The organism is Sphingomonas sp., assembly GCF_048595155.1.
In the GTDB taxonomy this organism is placed as follows: domain Bacteria; phylum Pseudomonadota; class Alphaproteobacteria; order Sphingomonadales; family Sphingomonadaceae; genus Sphingomonas_I.
Map to the genome: position 1 here is coordinate 1 of NZ_JBMDXN010000089.1, position 25,718 is coordinate 25,718.

Below are 25,718 nucleotides of genomic sequence, written 5' to 3' on the forward strand. Positions count from 1 at the left end.
GGAGGAACAGGCGTGAACTTGACCCACGCCGTCTTAGCATAGCCTTGTCGAAATTGGCTGAGGCTATGCCCGCCGCTCCATAGTGCATGCGCGGCGGTATAATCCCGGCGCGCAATCGCGGCATAATAATCCTGCACGACCTGCACCGCCGCCGCGGCCGATCGGTCCCGAACGGATGTCGCGTCGGTGGGGGTGGATGTTGCCAGCACCAGTGCCGCGAGCATCATCAGAAAATCCCGCCGCCCAGGAACAGCCGCAGCACGGCGACGGCCAGCACCATCAGGTTGAGATTACGGCCGGCCTTGCCGTACGCCAGCGACCCTATGATCGCGCCGACCACCGGTAACGGCAGGATGAACCAGTTCGCCCATCCGAGCAGCGGCAGCAGCGCCAGCAATACGGGAACGATCGAGATGATACCGATCGCCAACGAAATCAGGTTCAGCATGGACAAACTCCTCCAGCCGCATATGGGGCGACTTGTGCTGTATTGCCAGCACAACACAGCCGGCGTCATCGATCGCTTAGACGGCACGGCGAAAGCGGAGCAAGATGGATGCGGATCGAATTGACGCTGCTTGGCCTCACGCTGGTATTGGCGCTCGTCCAGATCATGATCGCGGGCAGCCTGCGCACGCGGCAATATGGCGGCAAGTGGAATCGCGGCGCACGTGACGAGACGATGCCGCCGCTCGATCCGCTGCCGGCCAGGATGCTGCGCGCCCAGGCCAATTTGTTCGAAACCTTGCCGCTGTTCATCGGCGCCGTCCTCGCGGCCGCGGTCGCCGGGCGGCTCGGCACCAAGACTGAGATCGGTGCCTGGCTCTATTTCCTTGGGCGGCTCGTCTACGTGCCGCTCTATGCCACCGGAATTCCCGTGATCCGCACGATCGTCTGGGCTGTGGCCACGCTCGGCCTGCTCTTGGTCCTGGCGGGCCTGCTGATCGGCTAGCCGCGCGAGCGCGCAGCGGCTACAGCATTGACCATGCCTCCCCTTCTTCTTGTCATGATCGGCGGCGCGATCGGCGCCGGCTTCCGTTATCAGGTCGGCAGTGCCGCGCTGCGCAACCTGGGCCCAGGCTTTCCCTGGGGGACCTGGATCGTCAATCTGCTGGGTGCCCTTCTCATGGGCATCCTGGCCGGCCTGCTGGCCCGCGCCTTCTCGCCGGCCGACGGCGAGCCGCTTCGCCTGTTCATCGGTGTCGGCGTACTCGGCGGCTTCACCACGTTCTCGGCCTTCAGCCTCGAGGCGGTGAACATGCTGCTGCGCGGCCAGATCGTGCGTGCCGCGGCCTACGCCGTGTCGTCGGTCGCGGGGTCGATCCTGATGCTCATGGTCGGCCTCTTCGCGACCCGGGCAATCGCATGAGCGAGGTCGTACAGGACGCGCGCAGCTTCGTCGTTGCGGACGATGATGACGGCATTCGGCTGGATCGCTGGTTTCGGCGCCACATGCCGGATGCGAGCTTCAACATCGTTTCACGCTGGGCGCGTACAGGACAATTGCGATTGGACGGCAAGCGGGTGGCGCCCGGCGATCATATCGCGGCGGGGCAGACTATTCGCGTGCCCCCGCTGGAAGCCGCGGCGCCCGCCAAGGCGAAGCCGAAGAAGCAGCGCGCCGCCCTCAGCCCGGAAGATGAGGAACTGATCCAGGGCATGGTCCTGTATAAGGATCGTGCCGCGATCGTGCTCAACAAGCCGCCCGGCCTGGCCACGCAAGGTGGCACGAAGACCGAGCATCATGTCGATGCCCTGCTCGACGGCATCCAGTTCGAAGCAGAGGGTCGCCCGAAGCTCGTTCATCGCCTCGACAAGGATACATCGGGTGTTCTGCTCGTGGCGCGGTCGTCAGGATCCGCGGCGCATTTCGCCAAGGCCTTTTCCAGCCGCACCGCGCGCAAGCTCTATTGGGCGCTGATCGTCGGCGTCCCTTCGATAGAGGACGGGATGATCGAACTGCCAATTGCCAAGCAGCCCGGCACAGGCGGGGAAAAGATGCACGTCGACATGAAAGAAGGTGCCCCTGCCCGCACCCGCTACCGTGTGATCGAGCGCGCCGGCAACACGGCGGCCTGGGTGCAGCTCGAACCTTATACCGGCCGCACCCATCAGCTGCGGGTGCATATGGCGGCGATCGGCCACCCCATCGTCGGCGATGGCAAATATGGCGGCCAGGATGCTTTCCTCACCGGCGGCATCAGCCGCAAGATGCACCTGCACGCACGGCGGCTGCGGGTGGATCATCCGGATGGCAGCAAGCTGGACGTCACGGCCGAGGCACCGCGCCATTTCCTCGAGAGCCTGTCCCATCTCGGCTTCGATCTGGAGCTGGGCGACGCAGTGCCATTCGATCCGCCCAAATTCAGCGAAACCGCCGAGGGTAAGAAGAAGGCGATCAGCGCCGCCGCCAAGGCGCGTCGCAAGGAACGCAAGGGAGAACGGCGGTCGCGGGGAGCGCGGTGACCCATCCCAGCCCGCGCTTTGCCTGGACCGATGAAACCGAAATGCGCTCGTTCGTGCGTGAAACCGCCTTCGCGCAGATCGTCGCGCTGGTGGACGGACGGCTGCTGAGCGCGCAGGCGCCGCTGAGCTTTGACGCCGCGGGATCGCCATGCTTCCACCTTGCGCTCGGCAATCCTTTGACCAGGCGGCTCGATCGTGCACCGGTTCTGGCAAGCGTGATCGGGACGCATTTCTACGTCAGCCCGGATTGGTATGGCACCGCCGATCAGGTGCCGACCTGGAATTATCGACTGGTGGAGATGGAGGGGATCGCGCGGCGGCTCGACGCGGCGGAGACGCGTGCGCAGCTGGATCAGCTGAGCGCCGACCAGGAAGCGCGCCTGGCGCCCAAGCCCGCTTGGACGACCGGCAAGATGGACAAGACCAAGCTGGCGGCATTGGAACGCGGCATTGCCGGCTTCGCGATCGACGCCCCGATTTTCCGCGGCGCCGCCAAGCTGGGGCAGAACAAGAGCGATGCCGAAGCGGCCGGCGCCATCGAAGGGCTACGCGCAATCGGCGCGTATGATGCCGCTGCAGCAATGGCGGACGCGCGATGAACCGTCTCGCGCTTTTCGACTGCGACGGCACCCTGGTGGACTCCCAGGCCACCATCTGTCGCGCCATGCAATTGGGCTTCGCGGCCAACGGTCTGACGGCACCCGACGATGCCGCGACGCGTGCGATCATCGGCCTTTCGCTGCTGGAGGCCATGGCCGCCCTCCATCCCGGCGGCGATGCCGTCACACACGACGCACTGTCGCAATCCTACAAGGCCGCCTTCTTCGATCTCCGCGCCCAGGGGCTGGCCGAGGAGCCATTATATGATGGCATTGCCGAAGCGATTTCGGGGTTGGAAGCACAGGGCTGGCTGCTTGGCGTGGCGACAGGCAAATCGGATCGCGGTCTTAAGCATGTCCTCGAATATCATGGCCTGCATCCCCGCTTCGTGACGTTGCAAACCGCCGATCGCCATCCTTCAAAACCAGATCCATCGATGGTGTATCAGGCGATGGCAGATGCCGGCGCTGGTCCGGAGACGACAGTGATAATCGGCGACACGAGCTTCGACATGGAGATGGCCAAGGCGGCAGGCTGCGCCGCAATCGGGGTCGCCTGGGGCTATCATAATCGTCAGTCGCTGCTGGATGGCGGCGCCGATGTCGTGGCCGAGCATCCGTCGACCCTCGTCGCGATATTGGATGCGCTGCGGTGAAGCGCTTCTATTCCGATGTCTCCGTAGCCGACGGCGCGATCCTGCTGGACGGGCGGCCGGTCAAGACGCCGGCTCGGGCGACGCTCGCAATCCCTCACCCTGCTCTGGCCGCGGAAATTGCGGAGGAATGGCGATCGCAAGGTGAGGTCATCGACCCACGCGCGATGCCGTTGACCGGCCTCGGCAATGCCGCGATCGACCGTGTCGCGCCGGATCCGGCCGCCTTCGCCAAAATGCTGGCCGCCTATGGCGAGACCGACCTGCTCTGCTACCGCGCCGATGGGCCACCCGAACTGATCGCGCGTCAGAACACTGCCTGGGATCCTCTGCTCGATTGGGCGCAGGCGCGATACGATATCCACTTCATGGTCACGGCGGGGATCGTCCACGTTCCTCAGCCCGCCGCGACGGTGCAACGCCTGGGTGAGGCGCTTGCGGCACGCGACATATTCGCACTGGCAGCTATGGCGCCGCTAATCACCTTGGGCGGATCGCTCGTCACCGCCCTGGCCCTTTCCGAAGACGCGGTCGGGGCCGATGCCGCGTTCGATCTTACCCACCTCGACGAGCTGTGGCAGGCCGAGCGTTGGGGTGAGGACCAGCTCGCCGCCGAGACCCGCGCGGCGCGGCGGCGTGACTTTATGGCCGCAGCCCGCCTGCTTACGTTGCTGTGACGCGGCCGCGAATGGCGTTTTGCGCAAAGGCTGGGTAACACGCTCGGATCATGGACGTTTCCGATCTTCGCGTCGCCCTTTTCTCCGGCAATTACAATTACGTGCGCGATGGCGCCAACCAGGCGCTAAACCGCCTGGCCGGCTATTTGCAGAATCAGGGTGCGAAGGTTCGCATCTATAGCCCGAAGAGCAAGACCCCCGCCTTTCCCTCCACCGGCAAGGTCGTCGGCATCCCCGCCATCCCCATTCCCGGTCGCACCGAATATCGCGTTCCGCTTGGAATCCCGCCCAAGATCCAGCGCGACCTGAAAGAATTCGGGGCCAACATATTCCACGTGGCGATCCCGGAATTCCTCGGCCATCGCGCGGTCACGCTGGCGCGCGCCTGGGACATTCCGGTCGTGGCGTCGGTGCACACACGCTTCGAAACCTATCCGCGTTATTACGGCTTCGCCTTCATGGAACCGGTGGTGGAAGGCGTGTTGCGCCGCTTTTATCGGCGCTGCGACGCGATCTTCGCGCCATCGGAATCGATGGCGCAGGTCCTTCGCGAACAGCGCATGAGCTATGATGTCGGCATCTGGTCACGGGGCGTCGATACCGACATCTTCTCGCCCGACCGGCGGGACATGGCGTGGCGCCGCAGCCTGGGGATCGCCGACGATCAGCCGGTGATCGGCTTCATCGGCCGGGTCGTGATGGAAAAAGGGCTCGATGTCTTCGCGGAGACGATCGACCTGCTGCGCCGCCGCAATGTGAACGCGCGGGTGCTGGTGATCGGCGACGGTCCGGCCCGGCCTTGGTTCGAAGGGCGTCTGCCGGACGATGCGATTTTCGTCGGCTTCCAGCGCGGCGAAGATCTGGGCCGCGCCGTCGCGTCGGCCGACATCCTGCTCAATCCCAGCGTCACGGAAACGTTCGGCAATGTCACGCTGGAAGCGATGGCGTGCGGCCTGCCCGTCGTCGCGGCCCGCGCGACCGGCAGCCTGAGCCTTGTCGAGGACGGCGTCACCGGTCGGCTGATCCGCCCCGGCGCAAACGAGCAATTCGCGCAGGCGCTCCAGCTTTATTGCGAGGATGTCGAGGCTCGCGCGGCGGCGGGCGCCGCGGGTCGCGCCGTCAGCGAGCGCTATTCGTGGGATGCAGTCAACCGCGCGTTGATCGAAGGTTACCTGCGCGTCATACGCCACCGCCAGGCCGGCGGTCAGCCGGTCAGCCGCCCGCGCTGATCAGCGCGCGGCGGCCGCCATCTCGCGATTACGCAGGATCGCGGCGGTCAAGGTGTTCCGCAATAGCGGGACGAGCCCCTCCGGCTCATCCAATATGTCCAGCCCGCGCCGCGTGCTGCCCCCGGGGCTGGCAACGCGATCGGCGAGCATACGGGGGCTCTCGTCCTCCGCGGCGGCCAGCGCTGCGGCACCTGCGACCGTCGCCAGCGCCATGCGCGCGGCTTGATCCGCCGGGAGACCGGAATCCGCTCCAGCCTCCGCCAGCGCATCGATAAAGCGGAACAGAAATGCCGGCCCGGAGCCCGCGAGCGCGGTCACGACGTCGAACAGACCCTCGTCCATCCATTCGACAAGGCCGAGCGGTGCCATCAGCGCTTCCGCCCGCGCACGGGCACCCGCATCCGCGGTGTCGCTGGCCAGCGTTACCACGCCCCGCCCGATCGCAACCGGCATATTCGGCATCGCGCGCACGATCGTGTGCGGCGTGGCGAAGCGTCGACGTAGCGTCGAAAGCTCCACCCCCGCCAGGATGGATAGCAGCAATGTTTCCGGCGCGAGCATGGGCGCGAGATCCGGCGCAACCACATCCAGCAGTTGCGGCTTGACGCCAAGGACCACCAACGCGGGCACGGGCCCGTCCGCGGGCAACGCCTGGACCACGGTGATGCCTTCGCCGACCGGTGCGCCCGACGGGCGGATCACGGTGAAGGCGGCGGGATCGGCGCCGCCATCGAGCCAGCCCCGCAGCATCGCACCCGCCATATTGCCACAGCCGACCAGCCAGATCGGCCCCTCCACGACAGAGAGGCTCACGCTTCGCCGTGCGTTTCGATCAGGGCCGCCGCCATTGCTTCGGCGGGTGTTTTTCCGCCCCACAGCACGAACTGGAACACCGGGTAGAAACGTTCACATTCGTCGATCGCCGCTTCGATCAGCGTGCCGGCCTGCTCCATGGTCAGCGGACTTTCGCTCGATCCATCCAGCAAGGCCGCATGGCGGAACAGCAGCATGCCGTTGGATGACCAAATTTCGAAATGGCCGATCCAAAGCTGTTCGTTCACCAGCCCTATCGTCTCGTACACCGCTGCGCGCTTGTCCGGCGCCACGCGGATATCCGGCAGCGCCAGGAATTGCAGCACGCGATCGTCCTCGCGCCACACACCGCGCAACTCATATTGCGCCCAACTTCCAGGTACGGTGGCGACGATCTCGTCCTCACCCACGCGATCATGCGTCCAGCCATGCGCTTCGAAATAGGTTTCGAGCGTATCGACCGGCGCCTCGTCTCCGCGCCCGTTCTCATACTCGTCGGCGATCATCATCGCACCTCAATTGCCTGCCCTGAAGGTAACCCAGCCTGCCCGAGACGCAAGCAAGCTAAGCCCTTCATGGTGACAAAACTGTGGATAGCTGGGGTAAAAGGATAGAATGCGCTGTTAAAGCCCGGCCTCCTCGATCGCGGCCAATGCATTCTCGAATCGTTCCTCGAACGTGCCGCGGATCACGCGATAGACGACACCCCGCCGCTCCAGCTCCGCCCGCGAAAGATCGAAGAATTGCCGCCGCCGATCACGATCGCCGAAGAAGCGCGTGCCATCGTCAATCCACGGCATGTCGATGTCGAGTAGCAGATAGAGCTTGGCCGTGGTGTCGAAGCGCTCGAACCACGGATCACGTTGCTGGAACAGCATGTCCGCCCACACCGCCGTCATCAGCGGATCGGTGTCCAGGAACAGGCGCTGCCGGCACAGACGCACAAGCGCCGCCGTCATGGCGCAATGCGTCCGGCCGATCGTGACCAGATCGTCCATGGTCAAATCCAGACCATATTGCTCGCAATAGGTCCGGCCATATTCGGGGACGTAGAGCGTTCCGAAATGCTCGGCCAGTCGCCGGGTCAGCGTGGTTTTTCCCGTGCTTTCCGGCCCGTGCAGACAGATGGTCGACGCATAAGCCGACCGCACCACGGGCGGGATGAACGGCCAACTGGCGAGAGGGTCGGTGCGGACATCGGCAGAGCGAACCGGCACCCCCGCATGATCCGGATCGAGCAGAACGAAGCGTGCCCCCAGCGCCACGGCCAGCGGCTCCTGACGGGCATCGGATGCGAACAGCCGATCCACCGGTTCGGGGTGAATCTCCTGCATCTGCGCCGCGAACGCCCCAAGATGGTCGGGTGACGGAAGGATGCTGTGCGGCGACGGCATGCAATGTGCGACGACGCGAAGCGACGGAAACATTTCCAGCATCCACTGGACGCGCACGGCGCCGGGCACTTCATCGTCGGGCTGCCAGCAGACGACGATAGTGAGATGATCGACCAAGGCCCGAGCGGTTCGAACGAGGGCAATGTGCCCGCCGTGGAGCGGCATGAACCGGCCAAAGACCACACCGTGCGTCATATGCGTGCTGCCTCCCGCTCGGCCCGGAGCCATTGCCGCAACCCCAACGAAGAAAGAAGCAGGAATATGGCGTAGAGAATGACCGTAACGGGCAGCGCCTTCATGGCGAACAACGGAATCGCCAGCAGATCGATCACGATCCACAGGACCCAGTTCTCGATGCAGCGTCGCGCGAGCAGGATTTGGGCGGAGATGCTCATCACCGCAATGGCGCCATCCCACCACGGATACGCAGCGTCGGTATTCGCGTGCATGAAGGCACCCCACAACAGCGTCACCAGCCCGATCATCACGATCCAGGCAATCCGGGCGGCAGCCGTCAAACGCCCCACCTCGACCGGATGCTTCGTGCCACCCGCGCGCCACCATGCCCACCAGCCGTAAATCTGGGTCGCGAAGAAGAAGAGCTGCAGGATCGCATCGCTATAGAGCTTTGCGGTGAAGAAGACGTCCGCATACAGCGCCACCATCGCCAACCCGAACGGGTAGTTCCAGATGCTCCGGCGCATCAGAAGATAGACATTGGCGAGCCCGAGTGCGGCCGCGATCGCTTCAAGAAGGTTCACCGGCGCGTCGATAGCGACAGCCCAGCCATGGCGCCACCATCTCGATCAACTGTGACAACGGTCCGTCATGTCGATCAACCGTTAACCGCAGGCCATGCGTCGATAGCGCTTGCAGCCCCGCGCCGCGCTCGCTAACAGGCCCCCGCTTGGCAACGCCGGTTCGCCCCCCGAGGGTATCGAGAACCGCCTCCGTCGGGGAGTAGCTCAGCCTGGTAGAGCACTGCCTTCGGGAGGCAGGGGCCGGAGGTTCGAATCCTCTCTCCCCGACCATGTACTGCATCCAGTCCGCAGGCGCCGATCGGGCGTCTCTAGTCGGTACGTGTTTGAGACGCCCGGGGCGTGCCCTGAAGGACGGCGTGCTTCAGGCTCGGATACAGGAAGGATTGGCCGTAGCCGCTCAGGTGATCGCCATCGAGGAACAGCGGCTGCTCGCCATGGAAGGCCGAGCAGCGGCGGCCCGGACACAGGACATCAAACGCGTTCCAGACCCGCACATTGCCTAACGCGTCGGCAATGGCCTGCATCTGCGCCAGCGGCTCGGTGCGCATCGCGTCCATGTCCGCTCGCGGCACTTCGAAGCCTGCTGCGCAGGTCGGGTTCATCCGGTTGAACCAGTCGGAACAGCGGAAGGGCACCGACTTGAACACCGGCATTGGGCTCTCGAACAGGATCGTGATGCCCTGCACTGACACCGGCCGCAGCAGCGAGACGGCCTCGGCTGTAGCGGCGCGGCGTTGGGCCGGATCGGAAACCCACGGCTGCACCGGTCCCCATTGATCCACCAGCCGGGGTACACGCAGGTTCGGCAGGAACAAGATATCCCCCCGGTGTCCGGTTGCCGCTATCTCGGCGAGCGCCGCCCGGTAGAAATCCAGATTGCACCCCTCGATCGTCCGCATGGCGACGTTTAGCGGCAGGAAGCTGCAATGCGGCACGAAATAGGCGCGCACGGTAATACCGGTATCCTCGGCAAGACGGCGAAACGCCGGCAGATATGGCAAGCTATGCGAATCGCCGATGACGAACACGGTCCGTCCGATCGGCCGCTCCGGCGCGAAAGTCCGCACCACGCCGCCCTTCGTCTTGGTCTGGGCGTAGCGCACGGCATGCAGCGGCGGCGGCCCGACATGGTGGCTGCCCTTGCTGCTATACCAGGTGGCGATATCGGCGGTGCGGCTAAGGCTGATCTGATTTTTCGCCCATAGCAAGCCGAGGCTGATCAAGGCTCCGCCAGCAAGCAGCAGCAGGTGAAGCGCGATGTGCCGGCCGGGGAAGCCGTCCTTCAGAATGGCCGAACGCTGCGTCGGTTGTTCGACCCAATGATAAGACAGGAATCCCAGCAGGAGCGACGCTGCCACCGCGCAAAGCCTATAGGACATCTCGTCCAGGCCGACGGTCCACCGCATGATGACAATCAGCGGCCAATGCCAAAGATAGATGGAATAGGAAGCAAGCCCGATCATCCGGATCGGCCCGATGGCGAGCAGTCTTGTCGTAGCTCCGCTGGGGCGCGTCACGACGATCGCGATGAGGACCGCCGCCCCCAGATCTGCCACGATTGCCTGCGGAAACGGGAAAAGCGGGCCCGGCACGGAGCAGAGCACGAACAGGATGGCCGCCGCGCCGGCAAGCGCGACGAGATTCTGGAGGAGCAGGGGTAGCCGCAGGACCGCCTGCGCCCAGCGCGCTTCGGTCAGACACAGCAGGACGCCGATGCCCAACTCCCAGAAGCGGGTCGCAATCGAATAGAAAACGAGCCGCTGATGATCGGGTGCCAGAAGGCTGCAGGCGACCAACGAAAGCGCGGCGAGGACACCGACAGCCAGCGTCGCGACCCTACGCTCCCCCTTGGGCGAGGTCACCCCAGACAGGATAAGAATGGCGGGGAGCAGCAGGTAGAATTGCTCCTCGACACCCAGGGACCAAGTGTGGGTGAACGGATTGAGGGTGGCGGTGGGCGAGAAATATGTGTCGCCATTCAGGCCGAGGACCACATTGCTGAAACCGGCGAAAGCCGACAGCCCGGTGCGCTGCACGGTATCGCTCAGCCAGGCACTCGGCACGAACAGGCAATAGGCCAAGGTCGTCAGCACCAGCACGACGATCAAGGCCGCTGCGATCCGGCGGAGACGGCGGGCGTAGAAGCCGGCCAGGATCGCACGTCGCCGATCCCCTCGGTCGGCAAGGATCGATCGGCTGACGACGAAGCCCGAGATGACGAAGAAGATGTCCACCCCTGCCAGACCGCCGGGTAGCAGCGCGAAGCCTGCATGGTAGAGCAGGACGGACAGCACGGCGACCGCACGAAGACCGTCGATCGCAGCGATACGACGCATGGACCTATGCGCCGTTGCTGGGGTCGCGGTTATGGCCATCGGGCGACACCTGGCACGGGCAAGGGGCCGCGGCTGCTATGGCAGTCGCTCGCTCGTACGGCACCGCCGAGCAAGCGCTCGGATCCGGCGCCTTCAACTAGATTATCCAAAAAGCCCCGTTTCTCGTATCGTTAGCGACAATAGGCGCCTGCCCTGGGCCGCACTTACGAAGCGGCCGGGCAGACGGCAACCAGGCGGAGCAGCTTTCTCCGCCGATCCGGCACGACCGGCTTCATGGCGTGGAGGGTGGTGGCGCGAATTGATGGACCATCGGCAGCGAGACGCCCGTCTCACCCGCCGCTTCGTACCCAGCGGTCATGCGCGCCAATTGCGGATCCGGCGGCGCTGCCGTTATGCTGATAGCCAAGGCCGCGACAGCGATCAACGTCGCCCCCTCCTCAATCTGCCGCGGCGTGTCGCTCCGCCCGCTGTCGGCCGGAGCTCCAGCACCGCTCTAATGGGCGCTCGGCTGAGGTTGGCTGAGCGACGATTGGGCAGCAGGCGCGGCGCGAACCGTCGGGGCCGCATTTTCCCATCCGCCCCCTAGCGCCTTGAACAGGCTCACAGCCTGTTCCGCGACGGTCGTATCCGACTGGGCGAGCGCAATCCGTGCCGCGGCGCGATCCTGTTCGGCCACCAACAGGTTCAGAAAGCTGTCACGCCCGGTCGTGAAGCGCAGCCGCGACAATTCCGCAGCATCGCTGGCTGCCGCACTCGCGCGAGCCAGCGCCGCGTTTTCCGTCAAGGCGGCGGTATAGCGGGCCAGCGCGCTTTCCGTCTCGCGTAACGCGTTGAGGACGGTTCCCTGGAAGCCTGCGAGCGACGCATCGGATCCGGCGCGCGCCTGGGCTATGCGGGCCCGCGCCACCGCGATGTTGGGGAAGCTCCACGAGATGAGCGGCCCGATCGAATAGCTGAATGAGGACGACTTACCCACGTCGCTGACCCTGGGTGCACCCAGGCCAATCGATCCGAGCAGATTGATTTGCGGGAAGAGCGCTGCAGTCGCGATGCCGATGCGCGCGGTATCCGCCGCCAAGGTCCGCTCCGCCTGTCGCACGTCAGGCCGCCGCGCCAGCAAGGTCGCTCCATCACCGATGGGGATCGCGGTCTTGATCTTGGGAACAGCGCGGCATGCCGCCGCGGCCTGGTCCAATTCCGCCGGGGGGCGGCCCGTCAGCGCCGCCAGGGCGTAGATTTCCGCGCGCCGGCTGGCTTCAAGCGGCGGCACCTGCGCATTGGCGCGCTCGACCGTGACAGCCGCCTGGTCGACATCGCGCCGCGTGCCCCGGCCTGCCTCCAGCAAGCGTTGCGTCAGCGATAGCGTATTGCTCTGCAGCCGCGCCGTCTCCCGCGCGACATCGGCCTGCTCGGCATAACCGCACGCGTCGGCATAGCTTTGCGCGACCTGCGCCGCGACGGAGATCCGCACACCATCCAATGCGGCCGCCTGCGCCTGGTAATCGCCACGCGCCGCTTCGATCGATCGGCGAACCCGCCCGAAGACATCGAGCTCGTAGCTGGCGTCGAAACCGACCTGGTAATAATCATAGTTGAAGCCGGACGGACCGTTGGTCCCGTCGCCGCCACCGCCGCCGATGACGGTCCCCGCCCCGCCCACGCCGGTGTTCTGCACGCCGATACGGCCGTGCGTATATTGCGCGCTGGTGTTGGTGGTCGGGAGCAGCCCGGCGCGCTGCTCGGATAGAACGCCGCGTGCCTGGCGCAGGTTCGCCTCCGCACGGGCGATGTCCGTGTTATAGGCGAAGGCGTCCGCAATCAGCCGATCCAGCACCGGATCGGCGAACAATTCCCACCAGCGCGCCGGAAGCGGCTGCGACGAAAGCAGCGCCGCATTCTGCCCTTCGAGGAATGGCTGCTTGGCCGGCTCGACCAGCTTGGGCGCGTGATAATCCGGGCCGACGGCACAACCCGCCAGCGCGAGGGCTCCCGACAGCCCTAGGACGATACGCCGCATCATGCGGGCTCCTCCGCCGGTGGGCGGCGTCGCAGTCGATCCGTCTGCTTGCGCGTCCACGTGCCGAAGGCCCGCGTGATGACGTAGAAGCTCGGCGTGAAGAGCAGGCCGAAGATCGTGACGCCGATCATGCCGAAGAACACGGCCACGCCCAACGCCTGACGCATCTCGAAGCCCGGTCCGCGCGAGATGACGAGCGGAAGCACGCCCAGCACGAACGCGATCGACGTCATCAGGATCGGCCGAAGCCGCTGATGCGCCGCGCGTTCGGCGGCTTCGCGCGGGCTCAGCCCCTCATCCTCGCCCTGGCGCGCAAATTCCACGATCAGGACCGCATTCTTTGCGGCCAGACCCACCAGCACGACCAGTCCAACCTGCGTCAGCACATTATTGTCCATGCCGAACGCATCCACGCCCAGGATCGCGGCGAGCAGACACATCGGCACGATCAGGATCACCGCCAGCGGTAGCACCAGGCTTTCATATTGCGCGGCCAGCAACAGGAACACGAACAGCACCGCCAGCGCGAACACATAGATGCCGGTATTGCCCGCTTGCTGCTGTTGATAGGCGAGGTCCGTCCATTCGAAACTCATGCCCTTGGGCAGCACTTTCGCGGCGACCGCGGCCATCGTCTTCAGCGATTGACCGGACGAATAGCCCCGCGCGGAATCCCCCTGCAGTTCGGCCGAAGGATAGAGGTTGTAGCGGACCACGCGATACGGGCCCGTATCATCCTTGACGGTAAGGACCGCACCGAGCGGCACCATCTTGCCGGATTCACTGCGTGCGCGCAGCCGTTCGATATCAGACCGCGATTGCCGGAAGCGCGCATCTGCCTGCGCCGTTACGCGCCACGTCCGTCCAAGATAGTTGAAGTCGTTGACGTAGGTCGAACCGAGATAGGAGCCGAGCGCGCCGAAGACGCTGGAGACGTCCAGCCCCAGTTGCTGGGCGCGCAGTCGATCGACATCCGCCGTCAGCCGCGGCGTACGCGTGTTGAAGGTGGTGAAGGCGGACGAGATGCCTTCGCTCTGATTGGCCGCGCCCATCATTGCGAACGCCGCTTTCTCGAGCGCTTGGTAGCCGAGGCCTCCGCGATCTTCGATATTCATCTTCCAGCCGCCGCCGGTGCCGATACCCTGCACAGGCGGTGGCGGGATCACCAGGATATTGCCTTCGGTAAGTTTGGCGAAGGCGCCGCGCAGCTGGTTGGCGAATTCGTCGGCGGTAATGTTGTCGCGCTCTTTGCGTTCTTTCAGCAGCACGAAGATCACGCCGGTGTTGGGCGCGGTGGTGAAGGTCGCGCCATCGAAGCCCGCAAAGGCGACGTCGGTACGCGTGCCTTTCAGCTTGTGCGCTTCCGCCATCGCGCGCTCCATGAAGGCGCTGGTCCGCTCAAGCGAACTGCCCGGCGGCATCTGCACGGCGGCGATCAGATATCCCTGGTCCTGCGCGGGAATGAACCCGGTCGGCGTCGCATAGAAGCGCCAGCCGGCGACCAACAGCAGCGCAACATAGATGATGCCGACTAATCCCAATTTGGTCAGCAACCGCGCCGTCAGCTTTCCGTAGCGATCGGACAACCGGCTGAAGCTGCGGTTGAATCCGTTGGCGAAGCGCCGCGGCCAACCACGCGGCCCGGGCCGTACGGTTTCGTCGTGGTTCCGCGGCTTCAACAGCAAGGCGGCCATGGCGGGGGACAGCGTCAACGACACGAAGGCGGAGATCGCCGTCGCGGACACGATCGTCAGCGCAAACTGCTTGTAGAATTGCCCCGAAATGCCGGGGATGAACGCGGTCGGCACGAACACGCCGCACAGCACCAGAGCGATCGCGATCAGCGCGCCCGACACTTCGTCCATCGTCTTGTGCGCGGCCTTGAGCGCGCTCAGCCCTTCTTCCTCCATCAACCGCTCGATATTCTCGATCACGACGATGGCGTCGTCGACGACGATACCGATCGCGAGGACGAGGCCGAACAGCGATAGGTTGTTGAGGCTGAAACCGAACAGCTTCATCGCGGCGAAGGCGCCGACCAGGGAGATCGGGATTGCGACCAGCGGCACGATCGCCGCGCGCCAGCTCTGCAGGAACAGCAGCACCACCAGCGCCACCAGGATCAGCGCCTCGACCAGCGTGCGGCGCACCTCTGCGATCGATTCCGAGATATAGGTCGTCGGCTGATAGGGGATGGCGTAGGTCATGCCCGGCGGAAAGCTCTTGGACATTTCCTTGAGCGTGTCCTCCACCGATGCAGCGGCGGCGAGCGCGTTGCTGCCCGGCAATTGCGTCACCGCCAGCACCGATGCCGGCTGGCCATGAACGTAGGCGTTGGTCGTATAGTCCTGCGCGCCAAGCTCGATCCGGGCGACGTCGCGAAGCCGCGTCAGCCCGCCGTCGTCGCGACGCTTCAGCACGATATCGCCAAATTGTTCGATCGAGCTCAGGCGGCCGACGGTCTGGATGCCGAGCTGGAAGGCGCTGTTACCGCCTTTGTTGAACGGCGGTGCCCCGATTGAGCCGGCCGCGACCTGCACGTTCTGCGCGCGGATGGCGGCGATCACCTCCTCGACCGTCAGATTGCGGGCGGCGGCCTGATCCGGATCGATCCAGACACGCATCGCGAAGTCGCGGCCGCCGACGGTGCGCGTATCGCCCACGCCGGAGATGCGCTTGATGCGATCGGCGATCTGCAATGTGACGTAGTTACTGATATATTGCTGGCTGAGCGATTTGTCCGGCGAGTAAAACGCGATCGCCATCAGGAAGTTGGGCGACGCTTTGCGCACGGTGACGCCGATATTGCGCACCTCTTCCGGCAGGCGCGGCTCGGCTTCCGACACGCGGTTCTGCACCAGCACCTGCGCGCTGTTCACATCCGTCCCCGGCGCGAAGCTGATCGTGATCGTCAGCGTGCCGTCGCCGACGGCCGACGAGGACATGTAGATCATGTTCTCGACGCCGTTGATCTGCTCCTCCAGCGGCACCGCCACCGTTTCGGCCATCGTCTCGGCGGTGGCGCCGGGATAAGCGGCAGTGACCGTCACCGTGGGCGGCGCGATCTCTGGATATTGGCCGACCGGCAGCGTCGGATAGGCGATCGCCCCGACGATCACGATCAGGATCGACAGCACCGCCGCGAAGATCGGCCGATCGATGAAAAAGTGGGGGAAGCGCATCGGATCAGTGCGCGCGATCGGAGAAGGTGGCGGCGGCCGGCTGCGGCACCGTCACCGACTGCGTCGACGGTCCGGCGTCGTTGGAGCGAACCTTGATCGTGGTACGACGCGGCGTGACCGCGGCGCCCGGCTGGAGCGCACCGATGCCGTCCAGCACCACCAGATCTGTCGGCGCGATGCCTTCGCGGATCGCGCGCAGGCCCATCACCTCCGGCCCAAGCTCCACGACCCGCTGGACGGGCTTGCCGTCCTGTCCCAGCACCCAGACCAGCTTGCGGGACTGATCGGTCACGATCGCCTCATCCGGCACGAGTAGCGCCTTGTACGTACCCGATCCCAGCAGGCGGGCGCGCCCGAACATGCCCGGCGTCAGGAAGTGATCCGGGTTAGGCACCACCGCGTGGGCCTGGATCGTGCCGGATTCCGGATCGAGCGCATTGTCGACAAAGGCCATCCGGCCGCGGTGCGGATAGCCCGTTTCGTCGGCGAGCTGGATATCCACCGGGTTGGACGCGTTGCGCGACGAGCCGCGCGTGCCGCGTTGCGCCTCGCGCAGATATTTCAGATAGAATGTCTCGGCGCCATCGAACGCGAACCAGATCGGATCGAGCGACACGATGGTGGTGAGCAGGGTATCGCCCGCAGTCACCTGATCGCCCAGCGAGACGCGCCGGCTGGAGACACGCCCCGAGACCGGGGCGCGCACCGTGGTGAAGCCAAGGTTCAGCCGCGCAAGATCGGCATTGGCACGCGCTGCCCGCAGGTTCGCCGTCTGCGTGCGCACCTGCGCCTGATCATTTTCCAGCTCTTCGCGGCTGACCGCCTGCACCTGTGCCAGCTTGGCCGAGCGACGCTCAACCGAAGTGGCGTTGGTCAAGGCTGCCTGGCTTGCCGCGATCTGTGCCTCGGATTGGGCGAGCTGGGCGCGATAGGGCCGTGGATCGATGATGAACAACGCGTCGCCAGCACGCACGTCCTGGCCATCGCGGAACAGGATTTTCGTGACGACACCGGTAATCCGCGCCCGCAACGCGACCGACTGTGGCGCCTGGAAGCGGCCGACATATTCGTCCCAATCGACTACTTCGCGCTGCAGCGGAAGCGCAACCGAAACGGTTGGCGGAGGCGGAGGCGGAGGCGCCTTCTTGCCGCAGCCGGAACAGGCGATCAGCATCGCAATCAGGACGATATATCGCGACATCGTGTCCGCCCCCCTGGCCAGACCTCAGCCCCTAGCATCGCCGATAACGATCCGAAAAGGCCTGAAACTATGACGTTAAAGAAGATTGCGCCGTTATCGAACAAAAGCGGCGCGCGCTAGCCACCCTTTGTAGGGAGCAAACCCCACTCATTGGTGTTGCACTGCGGAGGATCTCATGGCGCGCGCGCTGAAAGTCTACCGGACGCCGATCGGCTTCCACGATGCCTATGTTGCAGCGCCGAGCCAGGCCGCTGCGCTGAAGGCTTGGGGTACGGACCACAATCTGTTCGCCCGCGGCGTAGCCGAGCTGGTGACCGATGCCGCATTGACCGCCGCTCCGCTTGCGGAACCGGGCAAGGTCATCAAGCTGCTGCGCGGCTCTGCGCAGGAGCAGATGGCCGCGGCGTCCGGCCCGGATCCGGGGCCCGCGCCGGGCAAGCAGACGATGAAACCGCGCAAGCCGCCGCCACCCCGGCCCAGCCGCGCGGCGCTGGACGAAGCCGAACAGGCACTGGCGGCGGAAGAGGCCTCACAGGCCAAAGAGGTGGATGCGCTGTCTCGCGAGATCGAGAAGCTGGAACGCACGCGCCGCGCGCTGATCAAGACGCAGGAAGCGCGGCGAGCGCGCCTGGAGGCCGCCCGCGACAAGGCCGAGGCCGATCATCAGGCGGCGCTGGAGACGTGGCGCCGCCAGAGCGCGTGATCATTCGGCGGCGGCGAACCGAGGCTCCGCCTCTGCCGCGGCAGGGCAATGATGTTTCAGGAAGTCGGGATGCGTCGGCATCGCCGCCACCTTGTCGGCAATCTCGCGCCGCATGGTGGCCAGCTGTTCGCGCAACTGATCATGCGGCATCATCGCCGCCAGCCGGTGATAGCCTTGCGGCATCACCCGCTGGCCGGTCAGGATCATCGCCCAGCTGTCGACCCGGAACAGCTCGTACGGCATCTGGAAGGCGCGCCCATCCTCCCGCCACAGCGCGATCCGCGCCGCCAGCGAGTCCGGAATCTCCATGGCCCGGTTCCGCTTCCAGAAGCCGGAATCATCGCGCTCGGTGACATGGTAATGCAGGATGATGAAGTCGCGGATATGTTCGAACTCCTGGCGCGACTTGTCGTTGAAGCGCGCGAGCAATGCGTCGTGGCAGCCATCAAAGGGAAAGTCCTCGATCAGGCGCGTCACCGCGGTCATCATCAGGTGGATGCTGGTCGATTCCAGCGGTTCGATAAAGCCGTTGGCCAGCCCCAGCGCCACACAATTGCGATACCAGGTCTTGCGGCGCATGCCGGTCTTGAACCGCAGCGACCACGGATCGACCAGCGGCTCGCCTTCGATGTCGGCCAGCAACTTGGCACACGCTTCATCCTCCGACATGAATTCGTTGCAGAAGACGATGCCATTGCCTTCGCGATGCTGCAGCGGGATCCGCCAACGCCAACCGGCTTCGTGCGCAAAACAGGTCGTGTAAGGCCCGGGCGGATTGGGCGAGCGGGACTGGACCGCCACCGCGCTGTTGGTGGTCACCCAGTGGCCCCAATCCTCGAACTCAACCCCCAGCGCCTGTCCTAGCAGGAGCGAGCGGAAGCCGGTGCAGTCGACGAAGAGATCGCCCGCCACCCGCGTCTCGTCCTCCAGCACGACGGCGGCGATATTCCCGCTGTCGGTATCCAGCTCGACATTGCGGATCTTGCCCTCGATCCGCTTGACCCCCGCCGGCTCGGCAAGGCCGCGGAGGAACCGCACATAGCGCGCGGCATCGAGATGATAGGCATAGCCGATGGGCCCCATGCTTTTCGTGAAGCGATTGGCTTCTCCCGCCACCCACTCCAGGCAATATTCGCCGAGTTCGCCGCCGAACCCCTTGCTGCGGGCGTGCAACCAGAAATGGTGGAAATCCGACATCCAGCTGACGCGCTTGCCGAGCACGCCGAAGGGATGAATGTAGCGATCGCCGATGCGCGCCCAGTCCCGAAATTCGATGCCAAGCTTGATGGTCGCGAGCGATTCCGACATGAACTTGCGTTCGTCGATCCCCATGAAATCGTGAAAGCTGCGAAAGGTCGGGACCGTCGATTCGCCGACGCCGACCGTGGAAATTTCATCGGATTCGATCAGGGTGATATCCAGCAACGGCCCCAGATGACGCACAAGCGCGGTCGCGGTGACCCAGCCCGCGGTGCCGCCTCCGCAGACAACCACACGACGCACCTTCTGGTTCAGCGGATTTTTCGACACCGTGGAGCCCCTCTCGATTTTCCATCAGCTTAACGCGGGCCAATGCGATGGAAAGGCAGAATGGCTTCGCGCCGACGCAAGACTTGCGTCGCGGCGGCGTGTCGGACCACAAGCACTGACCCAAGGCAGGGAGACAAGGTGATGATCGATCCGTCGGCTTTTCCGGTTCTGCGGCGCTGGCCCGCCGTCTATCCGGATCGTCTCCAGCTCTTTTCCGCACTCACACCCAATGGCGTGAAGATCTCGATCGCGCTCGAAGAGATCGGGCTTCCCTATGAAGGCCATTATATCGACATCAACCAGAATATGAGCTGGACGCCGGAATATCTGACGTTGAACCCGAATGGGAAAATCCCGGCCATCATCGATCCCGATGGCCCGGGTGGGCAGCCATTGAGTTTGTTCGAATCCGGGGCGATCCTGCAATATCTTGCCGAAAAGAGCGGGCAGTTGCTGCCGGCCGATCCGGCGCTGCGATATCAGACGTTTCAATGGGTGCATTTTCAGGTGGGTGGCGTCGGCCCAACCTTTGGTCAGGTGGGCTATTTCCATAAATTCGCCGGCCGCGAGATCGAAGATAAGCGCCCGCTGGAACGCTATACCAAAGAGGCGATCCGCCTGCTGGGCGTGCTGGAGAGCCGCCTGACCGGTCGCACCTGGATGATGGGCGAGGATTTTACCATCGCCGACATCGCCCTGCTCGGATGGGTGCGCAACCTGATCGGCTTCTACGAGGCCGGCCCGCTCGTCGACTATGACAGGCTCCGCGCCGTTCCCGCCTGGCTGGAACGCGGGTTGGCACGGCCGGCGGTGCAGCGCGGGCTGGCCAGCCCCGCCAAGCCGGTGGCGCCAGCCGCCTAGCGGATCGGGGCTACCGTCTCGGCACGGCAGCTGTCGCGATCAGATCGCGACCGCGTACAAGGCGTGATGGGCCAGGATGTACAGCGTCCGCTTGTCCTTGCCGCCAATGATCAGCTGGATCGGCCGTTCCGGTACACGGATCTGCGTCAGTTCCTGCCCGTCCGGCCCGTAAACGAAGACCTGACCGTTGGCGACGAACACCCGTCCGTCCGCCGCGGCGACAACGCTCTCGCCGCCGCGCTCGGCGAAGACTTTCAGATCGGTCACGCTGCCACGCTGGCCCACCAGACCATTATAGGTCCGATTTTCCGAGGCGTTGGTCAGGAAGACCCGTTCGCCGGGTTTGGCCGTGACGAAGCCCATCGCATCCATCGTATCGGAGAAGCGCCAATCCCCCTGCCGGAAGACGCGGAAAGCGGGCAGCACAAGGCTGCCGTCCGGCGACACATATTCCCGCGCCTTGGGCGTCGCCATCCCTTGGGCGAATTGCTCGGCCAGCGTGGAGTAGCGATAGGTTTCGTGGTTCAGCTGGTCCTTGAACTCGGCATCATTCTTCCAGACGTTGCCCGGCAGCGCGACGGTGACGTCGCTGCGCGGTTTGGCCGCTGTGGGCGGGATGAAGGTTACGCGCTCGGACGGCTCGCCCGGCTTGAAGCTGTAGACGGTCACCTCCGGCCCTTGCGGCGACAGCGCCATGACGTTGCCGGATCGGTCGATCGCCAGATTGACCGGGTCGAGCGGATTGTCGCGGACGATCTCCAGCCCTTTCTCCCGTGTCCAGCGATAGATGCGGTTGAAGCGATGCTCCACGAAATAGAGCGTACCGTCCGGCGCGGTGGCCGCACCCGAGATCGAATAGAAGCCGTCACCCAATTTCTCCACCGCGCCGACGCCGGGCAGTGACGGCGGTGGAGGTGGCGCCGGCATCGCATCTTTGATGTCGAGAACGGCGAATTCGCGCTCGCGTACCTCGCCCTTGCGGCTGACATCGGTGATCGCATTCTCGAACGGAAATTTGCTTGCCCGCAAATAAGGCGCGCAGCCATTTTCGTCGCAGATCGCATAGCCGCTCTCGGCATTCACATGCACATTGCGGAAGCGGATGTCCGTGGAGTTCTGCAGGCGCACCGCCGTGACCGCCGGCTTGGGCGAACGGGTGACGCGATAGGCATGATAATTGGCGAACAGGATGTTGCGCGAATTACGGACGTCCAGCGAATTGGCATCCGAACTGTCCCGCACCTCCTCTTCGGTCTGCGGCGCCAGGAATTCCCAATTCTCGACCCCATCCAGCACGATCTCGTTGCGGACATGATGTTCGTTCGACAACTCATAGACATGACCCGGCGTCTTGGTGTTCGATACGAACAGGCCGGCCCAGCCATAAGGATGCGGCAGCCAGATGTTGGCGAAGGTGCCGCCGCCGCCATCCGTCACCCACAGGCTGGGATTCTGGCCATCGACGCGCGCGCCGGGCAAGCGTTCGCTGAACTCCCGCGGCGTCCCGCCCCCGCCCTGGAACTTGACGTCGTTGACCATGGAATTGGCACCCGCTTTCCACAGCAGGCCGGTCACGCGCGGATTGGTGACGCCGGTATAGATGCCGATGCCGCTCATGATCGCATTGCCGCCCTTGGCGGTTTCGATCATCGCCTTGGGCGTCCCCGGGCCCGCATAGCCTGGGCTGTTTTCGGGCAGATAGATCACCGTGCGGGTCGGATGCAGGCCGATCAGAACCGAATCCGGCCGCAGCCGTAGCGTATCGCTGATCGGATATTGACCGGTCGGGAAATAGAGTATGCGATGGCTGTCGATCGCTTTCTGCAGGGCCGCCGTATCGTCGGTCTTGCCGTCGCCCTTCGCACCCAGATCGTGGACATTGACCCAGCTGGTGGTGGGTGGCAGCGCTGCGATCGCCCGCTGCGGCTTCGGCAATGCGCCAATCGGCTCTGCCTGCCAGTTGGTGCGGACCGTTCCCATCTGGTCCAGCCCGTCGATCGTCACGCCATGGTTAAACGCCTTGACGCGGTAGCGCCCCCCCTGCCCGGCCAGCGTCTTGCCGCTTTCCCGGAACCGCGCGAACGTAGGCACATTGCTGGCAACCGCATTCTCGAAGCCGATCTGCGTGAAGACGCTCTTCTCCGCGCTGACGACCACCGCCGCCTTGGAGACATTCTCGAACCGGACATCCTTGCCCCACAAGGAGTCCGAATAGCCTTCGTCGATCTCGATCCCAACCGGCGTGTTGCGGATCGAGACATTGGCCATTGTCAGATCGACTTCATGCTCGCGAATGGCGGCGTCGCGCTGCCCGTCGAACGAGGAATCGAGCAAGGTGAACTGCCAGGCGGGCGACGTCTTTTCGCTGATGATGCCATACCGGCCGCCGTGGAAATGCACGTCTTCCATGACGTTGCCGGCAAGGTAGACGCCCGCGAGGCCGGAGCCGAGATGGAAATCCATATGGCTCAGGAATGTGTGTTGCGCGACGTGGAAGCGCGCCACGACCGCCCCGGCATTGCCGTCGCCAATCTCGAAATCGATATTGGCCATGGCCGAATAGAAGGTGCCGGAATTGGCATCCGTCAGGTTCGGGTTGAGCGGCACGGCGGTTTCGACCGGAAACGGAACCTGCTTGTTTCCGTAAGGATCGTTGCCGCTGAACACGAACATCGTCGCGATACCCTTGTCGAAGCCAGGCGTGTTGGCGCCGAGCAAGATCGTCGGCCGCGTCTTGCCGATCCCGAAAATACGCACCGCCGGTGGCACCACGATCGATCGGCTGATGCGGTATCGCCCAGCCGGCAGAAACACGATGCCGCCGCGCGCGCGTTCGCCCGCAGCCGCTTGATCGATCGCCGTCTGGAGGGCGGTGGTATCGTCGGCCTTCCCGTCGCCCACGCCCTTGACCAGCACCGCGTCGGGATCATTGGGCAGGGTCGTGAAGACCGAGGTCGTCGCGGCCGACGTCATTACCGGTGCGGCCAGCAGCGCCGCCGCGATCAGCTTGGTCTTCATCTTTTTGCCTTCTCCGAACTGATCTGCAGAATTGTTGGACAAACCACCGCCCGTTCGCCCCGAGCGAGGTCGAGGGGCACTGCCGAGCGACGCGAGGATCTTCTCGACTGTGCTCGACACCAACGGCGAATATGGCGTCTCCGTGTTTATTGATCCGGGTCCTTGGCCGTGAACGGCGAGCAGCAAGGTTTGCCGATCGCATGCAATTCCATGATCTCGGCGCGCGTCCCGTCCGGATCGAGCAAATTCAGCTGCCACTTGGCGTCGCGGCCGATCTTGGGGACATTGTTCTGTCCCTTCAGCCGATCCCCGTTCCACAACAAAGTATAGGTGTCGCGAATGTTGGGCACGCCCAGCGAAAAATGGTTGAGCACGCCCAAGTCGGACGGCTTCATCGACGGCGGAATGCCGGTCGTGTCGGGGGTGCCCACCACCATATATTCCAGCCAGTCGGTGCCGTCCGGAACTTGCAGCGAAATCCAGGTCGGGTGATCGTCCCGCATTCCACCGAACCAATAGGGCCGGAAGCCCAGGACATCGCGCCAGAAGCCGTCTTCGCGCGCGCGATTGTGGATGATGAAGCCGACATGGATGATGTGATCGGACAAGGGATTGGTCGCAATGGCCGGTGGTGATGCCGGCGGCTGCACGAACTGCACGCGATTGCCTTCCGGATCGGTCGCGTCGAACCAAAGACTGCCGTCGGAGCCGCGCGTCACCCGCGCCGGCACCTTCACCTTGCGCGACGCAAGATAGGCCCGCATCGCCTCGGCGTCGGCGACATTATAGCCGACATGATCGAGCCGGTTGATCGAACTATATCCGGTCGGCAGCGGCAGCACCTCGACGAACTGGCGCGGGCTGAAATAATAACGGGCCGCCGCCGGGTTTTCGGGATCCGTCCTCTTCACCGCGCCAAGATCATGCACGTAGAAAGCTTCGCTCTTCGCCGGATCCGCCGCGTAGACGGCGATATGCGATACGGCGGTGATCGGGGGCCGCACCGGCGCCGCGGCCTGGGCCGCCCCGCCAAGGAGTATGGCAAGGCTCAAGCCTATCAGTCGCTTCATCGTCTCTCCCCGGCCGCTTTGCGATCGTTGTTAGCGCAAACATAACGGCTTATGCTGGGACCGCCAGCCCTACAAAGGTCGGGGGGCAAAGGAGAAAATGGATGTCGAAGGAATTTTCGCGTCGCTCGATCATCGAACTGAGCGTGGCCGGCGCCGCCGGATTGATCTCGGCCGAAACGCTGGCGAAGACCCGCCCGACCTTGCCGAAGGACGAGAAGATCGGCTTCGCCGTCGTGGGGCTCGGCAAATTGTCGCAGGGTCAGATCATCCCCGGATTGCGCACCGCCCGCAGCGCCAAGCTGGTGGCCCTTGTCAGCGGCCATCGCGACAAGGCCGAACGGATTGCGAAAGCGGAGGGACTGCCTGCCGACGCCATCTACAATTACGAGGATTATGATCGCATCGCCCGCGATCCGCGCATCCAGGTCGTCTACATCGTCCTACCCAACGCAATGCATGCCGAATTCACGATCCGCGCGCTCAAGGCGGGCAAGCATGTGCTGTGCGAAAAGCCAATGGCAACCAGCATCGCCGACGCCGAAGCGATGATCGCCGCCGCCAAAGCGGCGAACCGCAAGCTGATGATCGCCTATCGCTGCCATTATGAGCCCAAGAACCTCGCGGCCATGCGCCAGGTGCGGTCGGGCGCGCTCGGCAAACCCCGCCTGTTCATCACGGACATGGGCCGCCAGGCGACCCTGTCCGATCCGTCCGACGCCTGGCGCCTCGACAAGACGCTGGCCGGCAGCGGCGGCCTTGGCGACATGGGCATCTATGGCATCAACGCGTCGCGCTACATGCTGAATGAAGAGCCGGTGGAAGTGCGCGCCTGGGCCAATACGGACCGCACCGATCCGCGCTTCAAGACGGTCGATGATTTGATCGCCTGGCAGTTCCGGTTTCCGTCGGGCGCGATCTGCAACGGTTCCACCTCCTTCAACTATAACGCCACCATGTCGTTTGAATTGTGGGGCGAGAAAGCGCGGCTGCGCGCGGACCCCGGCGCTTTCTACGGCGGCAATAAGTTCGCGATGGTCGATGGCGGCAAGTTCACCGATATGGACGTGGCCGAGATCGACCAGTTCGAGCGGGAGATGGACTGGATGGCCGATGTCGTCCGCGGCCGTGCGCCGATGGTCGCACCGGGTGAGGAAGGGTTGCAGGACATGCGCCTGATGGCGGCGATCCTGGAATCGGTGAAGCGCGGC

23 protein-coding genes, 1 tRNA gene and 1 pseudogene are annotated in these 25,718 nt (G+C 64.5%); 11 read left to right on the forward strand and 14 right to left on the reverse strand.

All coding sequences use genetic code 11. The annotated features are described in order from the left end of the window. Window positions 1-227: pseudogene (locus ACOJSI_RS13820) on the reverse strand (hypothetical protein); the annotation flags it as partial. Further along, window positions 227-448 (reverse strand): hypothetical protein, encoded by a 222-nt coding sequence (locus tag ACOJSI_RS13825; RefSeq protein WP_420138877.1) that lies wholly within the window; start codon window positions 446-448, stop codon window positions 227-229. The pseudogene ACOJSI_RS13820 and the gene ACOJSI_RS13825, both read right to left, overlap by 1 nt. Before the next feature lie 108 nt (window positions 449-556). Between ACOJSI_RS13825 and ACOJSI_RS13830 the strand changes: the two genes are divergently transcribed. From ACOJSI_RS13830 to ACOJSI_RS13860, 7 genes are read left to right on the forward strand one after another with little or no spacing between them, the layout of a single operon-like run. After that, window positions 557-952 (forward strand): MAPEG family protein, encoded by a 396-nt coding sequence (locus ACOJSI_RS13830; protein WP_420138878.1) that lies wholly within the window; start codon window positions 557-559, stop codon window positions 950-952. Window positions 953-985: 33 nt separating this feature from the next. Further along, the gene (gene crcB / locus ACOJSI_RS13835; RefSeq protein ID WP_420138879.1) at window positions 986-1,369 is read left to right on the forward strand and encodes a fluoride efflux transporter CrcB; all 384 of its coding nucleotides are present in this window, start codon (window positions 986-988) and stop codon (window positions 1,367-1,369) included. Further along, on the forward strand, window positions 1,366-2,466 hold the full coding sequence (locus tag ACOJSI_RS13840; protein WP_420138880.1) for an RluA family pseudouridine synthase: 1,101 nt from the start codon (window positions 1,366-1,368) through the stop codon (window positions 2,464-2,466). The genes crcB and ACOJSI_RS13840 overlap by 4 nt, the downstream gene beginning before the upstream one ends. Further along, window positions 2,463-3,065, forward strand: a complete 603-nt coding sequence (locus tag ACOJSI_RS13845) for an FMN-binding negative transcriptional regulator (RefSeq protein ID WP_420138881.1) — start codon at window positions 2,463-2,465, stop codon at window positions 3,063-3,065. The genes ACOJSI_RS13840 and ACOJSI_RS13845 overlap by 4 nt, the downstream gene beginning before the upstream one ends. Next, on the forward strand, window positions 3,062-3,721 hold the full coding sequence (locus tag ACOJSI_RS13850) for an HAD-IA family hydrolase (RefSeq protein ID WP_420138882.1): 660 nt from the start codon (window positions 3,062-3,064) through the stop codon (window positions 3,719-3,721). The genes ACOJSI_RS13845 and ACOJSI_RS13850 overlap by 4 nt, the downstream gene beginning before the upstream one ends. Continuing rightward, entirely contained in the window at window positions 3,718-4,395 is a 678-nt protein-coding gene (locus tag ACOJSI_RS13855) for an ATP12 family chaperone protein (protein WP_420138883.1), read from the forward strand. Before ACOJSI_RS13850 ends, ACOJSI_RS13855 begins: the two co-directional genes overlap by 4 nt. Before the next feature lie 50 nt (window positions 4,396-4,445). Further along, window positions 4,446-5,624, forward strand: a complete 1,179-nt coding sequence (locus tag ACOJSI_RS13860; protein ID WP_420138884.1) for a glycosyltransferase family 4 protein — start codon at window positions 4,446-4,448, stop codon at window positions 5,622-5,624. Here ACOJSI_RS13860 and proC read toward each other — a convergent pair whose 3' ends face one another. From proC to pnuC, 4 genes are all read right to left on the reverse strand, one after another. Then, a complete protein-coding gene (gene proC, locus ACOJSI_RS13865) occupies window positions 5,625-6,437 on the reverse strand; it encodes a pyrroline-5-carboxylate reductase (protein WP_420138885.1) in 813 nt (270 codons plus the stop codon). It lies immediately after the preceding gene. Next, a complete protein-coding gene (locus ACOJSI_RS13870; RefSeq protein ID WP_420138886.1) occupies window positions 6,434-6,946 on the reverse strand; it encodes a YbjN domain-containing protein in 513 nt (170 codons plus the stop codon). Before ACOJSI_RS13870 ends, proC begins: the two co-directional genes overlap by 4 nt. 114 nt (window positions 6,947-7,060) lie before the next feature. Then, window positions 7,061-8,026: an AAA family ATPase gene (locus ACOJSI_RS13875; RefSeq protein ID WP_420138887.1), complete on the reverse strand. Its 966-nt coding sequence runs from the start codon at window positions 8,024-8,026 to the stop codon at window positions 7,061-7,063. Then, entirely contained in the window at window positions 8,023-8,592 is a 570-nt protein-coding gene (gene pnuC / locus ACOJSI_RS13880; RefSeq protein ID WP_420138888.1) for a nicotinamide riboside transporter PnuC, read from the reverse strand. The genes ACOJSI_RS13875 and pnuC overlap by 4 nt, the downstream gene beginning before the upstream one ends. 193 nt (window positions 8,593-8,785) lie before the next feature. Between pnuC and ACOJSI_RS13885 the strand changes: the two genes are divergently transcribed. Beyond that, a tRNA-Pro gene (locus ACOJSI_RS13885) sits at window positions 8,786-8,862 on the forward strand. Between the two features lie 38 nt (window positions 8,863-8,900). Here the strand turns inward: ACOJSI_RS13885 and ACOJSI_RS13890 are convergent. The 5 genes from ACOJSI_RS13890 to ACOJSI_RS13910 form a co-directional block, all read right to left on the reverse strand. After that, window positions 8,901-10,928, reverse strand: coding sequence for an acyltransferase family protein (locus ACOJSI_RS13890; protein WP_420138889.1), 2,028 nt, complete (start codon window positions 10,926-10,928; stop codon window positions 8,901-8,903). A gap of 271 nt (window positions 10,929-11,199) precedes the next feature. Continuing rightward, window positions 11,200-11,352 (reverse strand): hypothetical protein, encoded by a 153-nt coding sequence (locus ACOJSI_RS13895; protein WP_420138890.1) that lies wholly within the window; start codon window positions 11,350-11,352, stop codon window positions 11,200-11,202. 69 nt (window positions 11,353-11,421) lie between these two features. Beyond that, complete coding sequence (locus tag ACOJSI_RS13900; RefSeq protein WP_420138891.1) at window positions 11,422-12,948, reverse strand: efflux transporter outer membrane subunit; 1,527 nt, start codon at window positions 12,946-12,948, stop codon at window positions 11,422-11,424. Next, window positions 12,945-16,127: an efflux RND transporter permease subunit gene (locus tag ACOJSI_RS13905; RefSeq protein ID WP_420138892.1), complete on the reverse strand. Its 3,183-nt coding sequence runs from the start codon at window positions 16,125-16,127 to the stop codon at window positions 12,945-12,947. Before ACOJSI_RS13905 ends, ACOJSI_RS13900 begins: the two co-directional genes overlap by 4 nt. Before the next feature lie 4 nt (window positions 16,128-16,131). Beyond that, window positions 16,132-17,328, reverse strand: a complete 1,197-nt coding sequence (locus ACOJSI_RS13910; RefSeq protein WP_420138893.1) for an efflux RND transporter periplasmic adaptor subunit — start codon at window positions 17,326-17,328, stop codon at window positions 16,132-16,134. Window positions 17,329-17,503: 175 nt separating this feature from the next. Here ACOJSI_RS13910 and ACOJSI_RS13915 point away from each other — a divergent pair, with 175 nt between their 5' ends. Beyond that, on the forward strand, window positions 17,504-18,031 hold the full coding sequence (locus ACOJSI_RS13915) for a hypothetical protein (RefSeq protein WP_420138894.1): 528 nt from the start codon (window positions 17,504-17,506) through the stop codon (window positions 18,029-18,031). Here the strand turns inward: ACOJSI_RS13915 and ACOJSI_RS13920 are convergent, their stop codons facing one another. Continuing rightward, window positions 18,032-19,561, reverse strand: a complete 1,530-nt coding sequence (locus ACOJSI_RS13920; protein WP_420138895.1) for a tryptophan halogenase family protein — start codon at window positions 19,559-19,561, stop codon at window positions 18,032-18,034. Between the two features lie 141 nt (window positions 19,562-19,702). Between ACOJSI_RS13920 and ACOJSI_RS13925 the strand changes: the two genes are divergently transcribed. Further along, window positions 19,703-20,422 carry a glutathione S-transferase family protein gene (locus ACOJSI_RS13925; RefSeq protein ID WP_420138896.1) on the forward strand — a complete coding sequence of 240 codons (720 nt, stop codon included), beginning with the start codon at window positions 19,703-19,705 and terminating at the stop codon, window positions 20,420-20,422. A gap of 39 nt (window positions 20,423-20,461) precedes the next feature. Here the strand turns inward: ACOJSI_RS13925 and ACOJSI_RS13930 are convergent, their stop codons facing one another. Then, window positions 20,462-23,440, reverse strand: coding sequence for a glycosyl hydrolase family 28-related protein (locus tag ACOJSI_RS13930; protein ID WP_420138897.1), 2,979 nt, complete (start codon window positions 23,438-23,440; stop codon window positions 20,462-20,464). Window positions 23,441-23,586: 146 nt separating this feature from the next. Continuing rightward, a complete protein-coding gene (locus tag ACOJSI_RS13935; protein WP_420138898.1) occupies window positions 23,587-24,510 on the reverse strand; it encodes a VOC family protein in 924 nt (307 codons plus the stop codon). 101 nt (window positions 24,511-24,611) lie between these two features. Here ACOJSI_RS13935 and ACOJSI_RS13940 point away from each other — a divergent pair. Beyond that, a partial coding sequence (locus ACOJSI_RS13940) for a Gfo/Idh/MocA family protein (RefSeq protein WP_420138899.1) occupies window positions 24,612-25,718 on the forward strand: 1,107 nt, incomplete at its 3' end.

Excerpts from the sequence above, each read along its gene's own strand:
- ACOJSI_RS13825 (WP_420138877.1), bottom strand. The coding sequence starts at position 448 with ATGCTGAACCTGATTTCGTTGGCGATCGGTATCATCTCGATCGTTCCC.
- ACOJSI_RS13830 (WP_420138878.1), top strand. The coding sequence starts at position 557 with ATGCGGATCGAATTGACGCTGCTTGGCCTCACGCTGGTATTGGCGCTC.
- crcB (WP_420138879.1), top strand. The coding sequence starts at position 986 with ATGCCTCCCCTTCTTCTTGTCATGATCGGCGGCGCGATCGGCGCCGGC.
- ACOJSI_RS13840 (WP_420138880.1), top strand. The coding sequence starts at position 1,366 with ATGAGCGAGGTCGTACAGGACGCGCGCAGCTTCGTCGTTGCGGACGAT.
- ACOJSI_RS13850 (WP_420138882.1), top strand. The coding sequence starts at position 3,062 with ATGAACCGTCTCGCGCTTTTCGACTGCGACGGCACCCTGGTGGACTCC.
- ACOJSI_RS13860 (WP_420138884.1), top strand. The coding sequence starts at position 4,446 with ATGGACGTTTCCGATCTTCGCGTCGCCCTTTTCTCCGGCAATTACAAT.
- ACOJSI_RS13870 (WP_420138886.1), bottom strand. The coding sequence starts at position 6,946 with ATGATGATCGCCGACGAGTATGAGAACGGGCGCGGAGACGAGGCGCCG.
- ACOJSI_RS13875 (WP_420138887.1), bottom strand. The coding sequence starts at position 8,026 with ATGACGCACGGTGTGGTCTTTGGCCGGTTCATGCCGCTCCACGGCGGG.
- ACOJSI_RS13890 (WP_420138889.1), bottom strand. The coding sequence starts at position 10,928 with ATGCGTCGTATCGCTGCGATCGACGGTCTTCGTGCGGTCGCCGTGCTG.
- ACOJSI_RS13900 (WP_420138891.1), bottom strand. The coding sequence starts at position 12,948 with ATGATGCGGCGTATCGTCCTAGGGCTGTCGGGAGCCCTCGCGCTGGCG.
- ACOJSI_RS13905 (WP_420138892.1), bottom strand. The coding sequence starts at position 16,127 with ATGCGCTTCCCCCACTTTTTCATCGATCGGCCGATCTTCGCGGCGGTG.
- ACOJSI_RS13910 (WP_420138893.1), bottom strand. The coding sequence starts at position 17,328 with ATGTCGCGATATATCGTCCTGATTGCGATGCTGATCGCCTGTTCCGGC.
- ACOJSI_RS13915 (WP_420138894.1), top strand. The coding sequence starts at position 17,504 with ATGGCGCGCGCGCTGAAAGTCTACCGGACGCCGATCGGCTTCCACGAT.
- ACOJSI_RS13925 (WP_420138896.1), top strand. The coding sequence starts at position 19,703 with ATGATCGATCCGTCGGCTTTTCCGGTTCTGCGGCGCTGGCCCGCCGTC.
- ACOJSI_RS13930 (WP_420138897.1), bottom strand. The coding sequence starts at position 23,440 with ATGAAGACCAAGCTGATCGCGGCGGCGCTGCTGGCCGCACCGGTAATG.
- ACOJSI_RS13935 (WP_420138898.1), bottom strand. The coding sequence starts at position 24,510 with ATGAAGCGACTGATAGGCTTGAGCCTTGCCATACTCCTTGGCGGGGCG.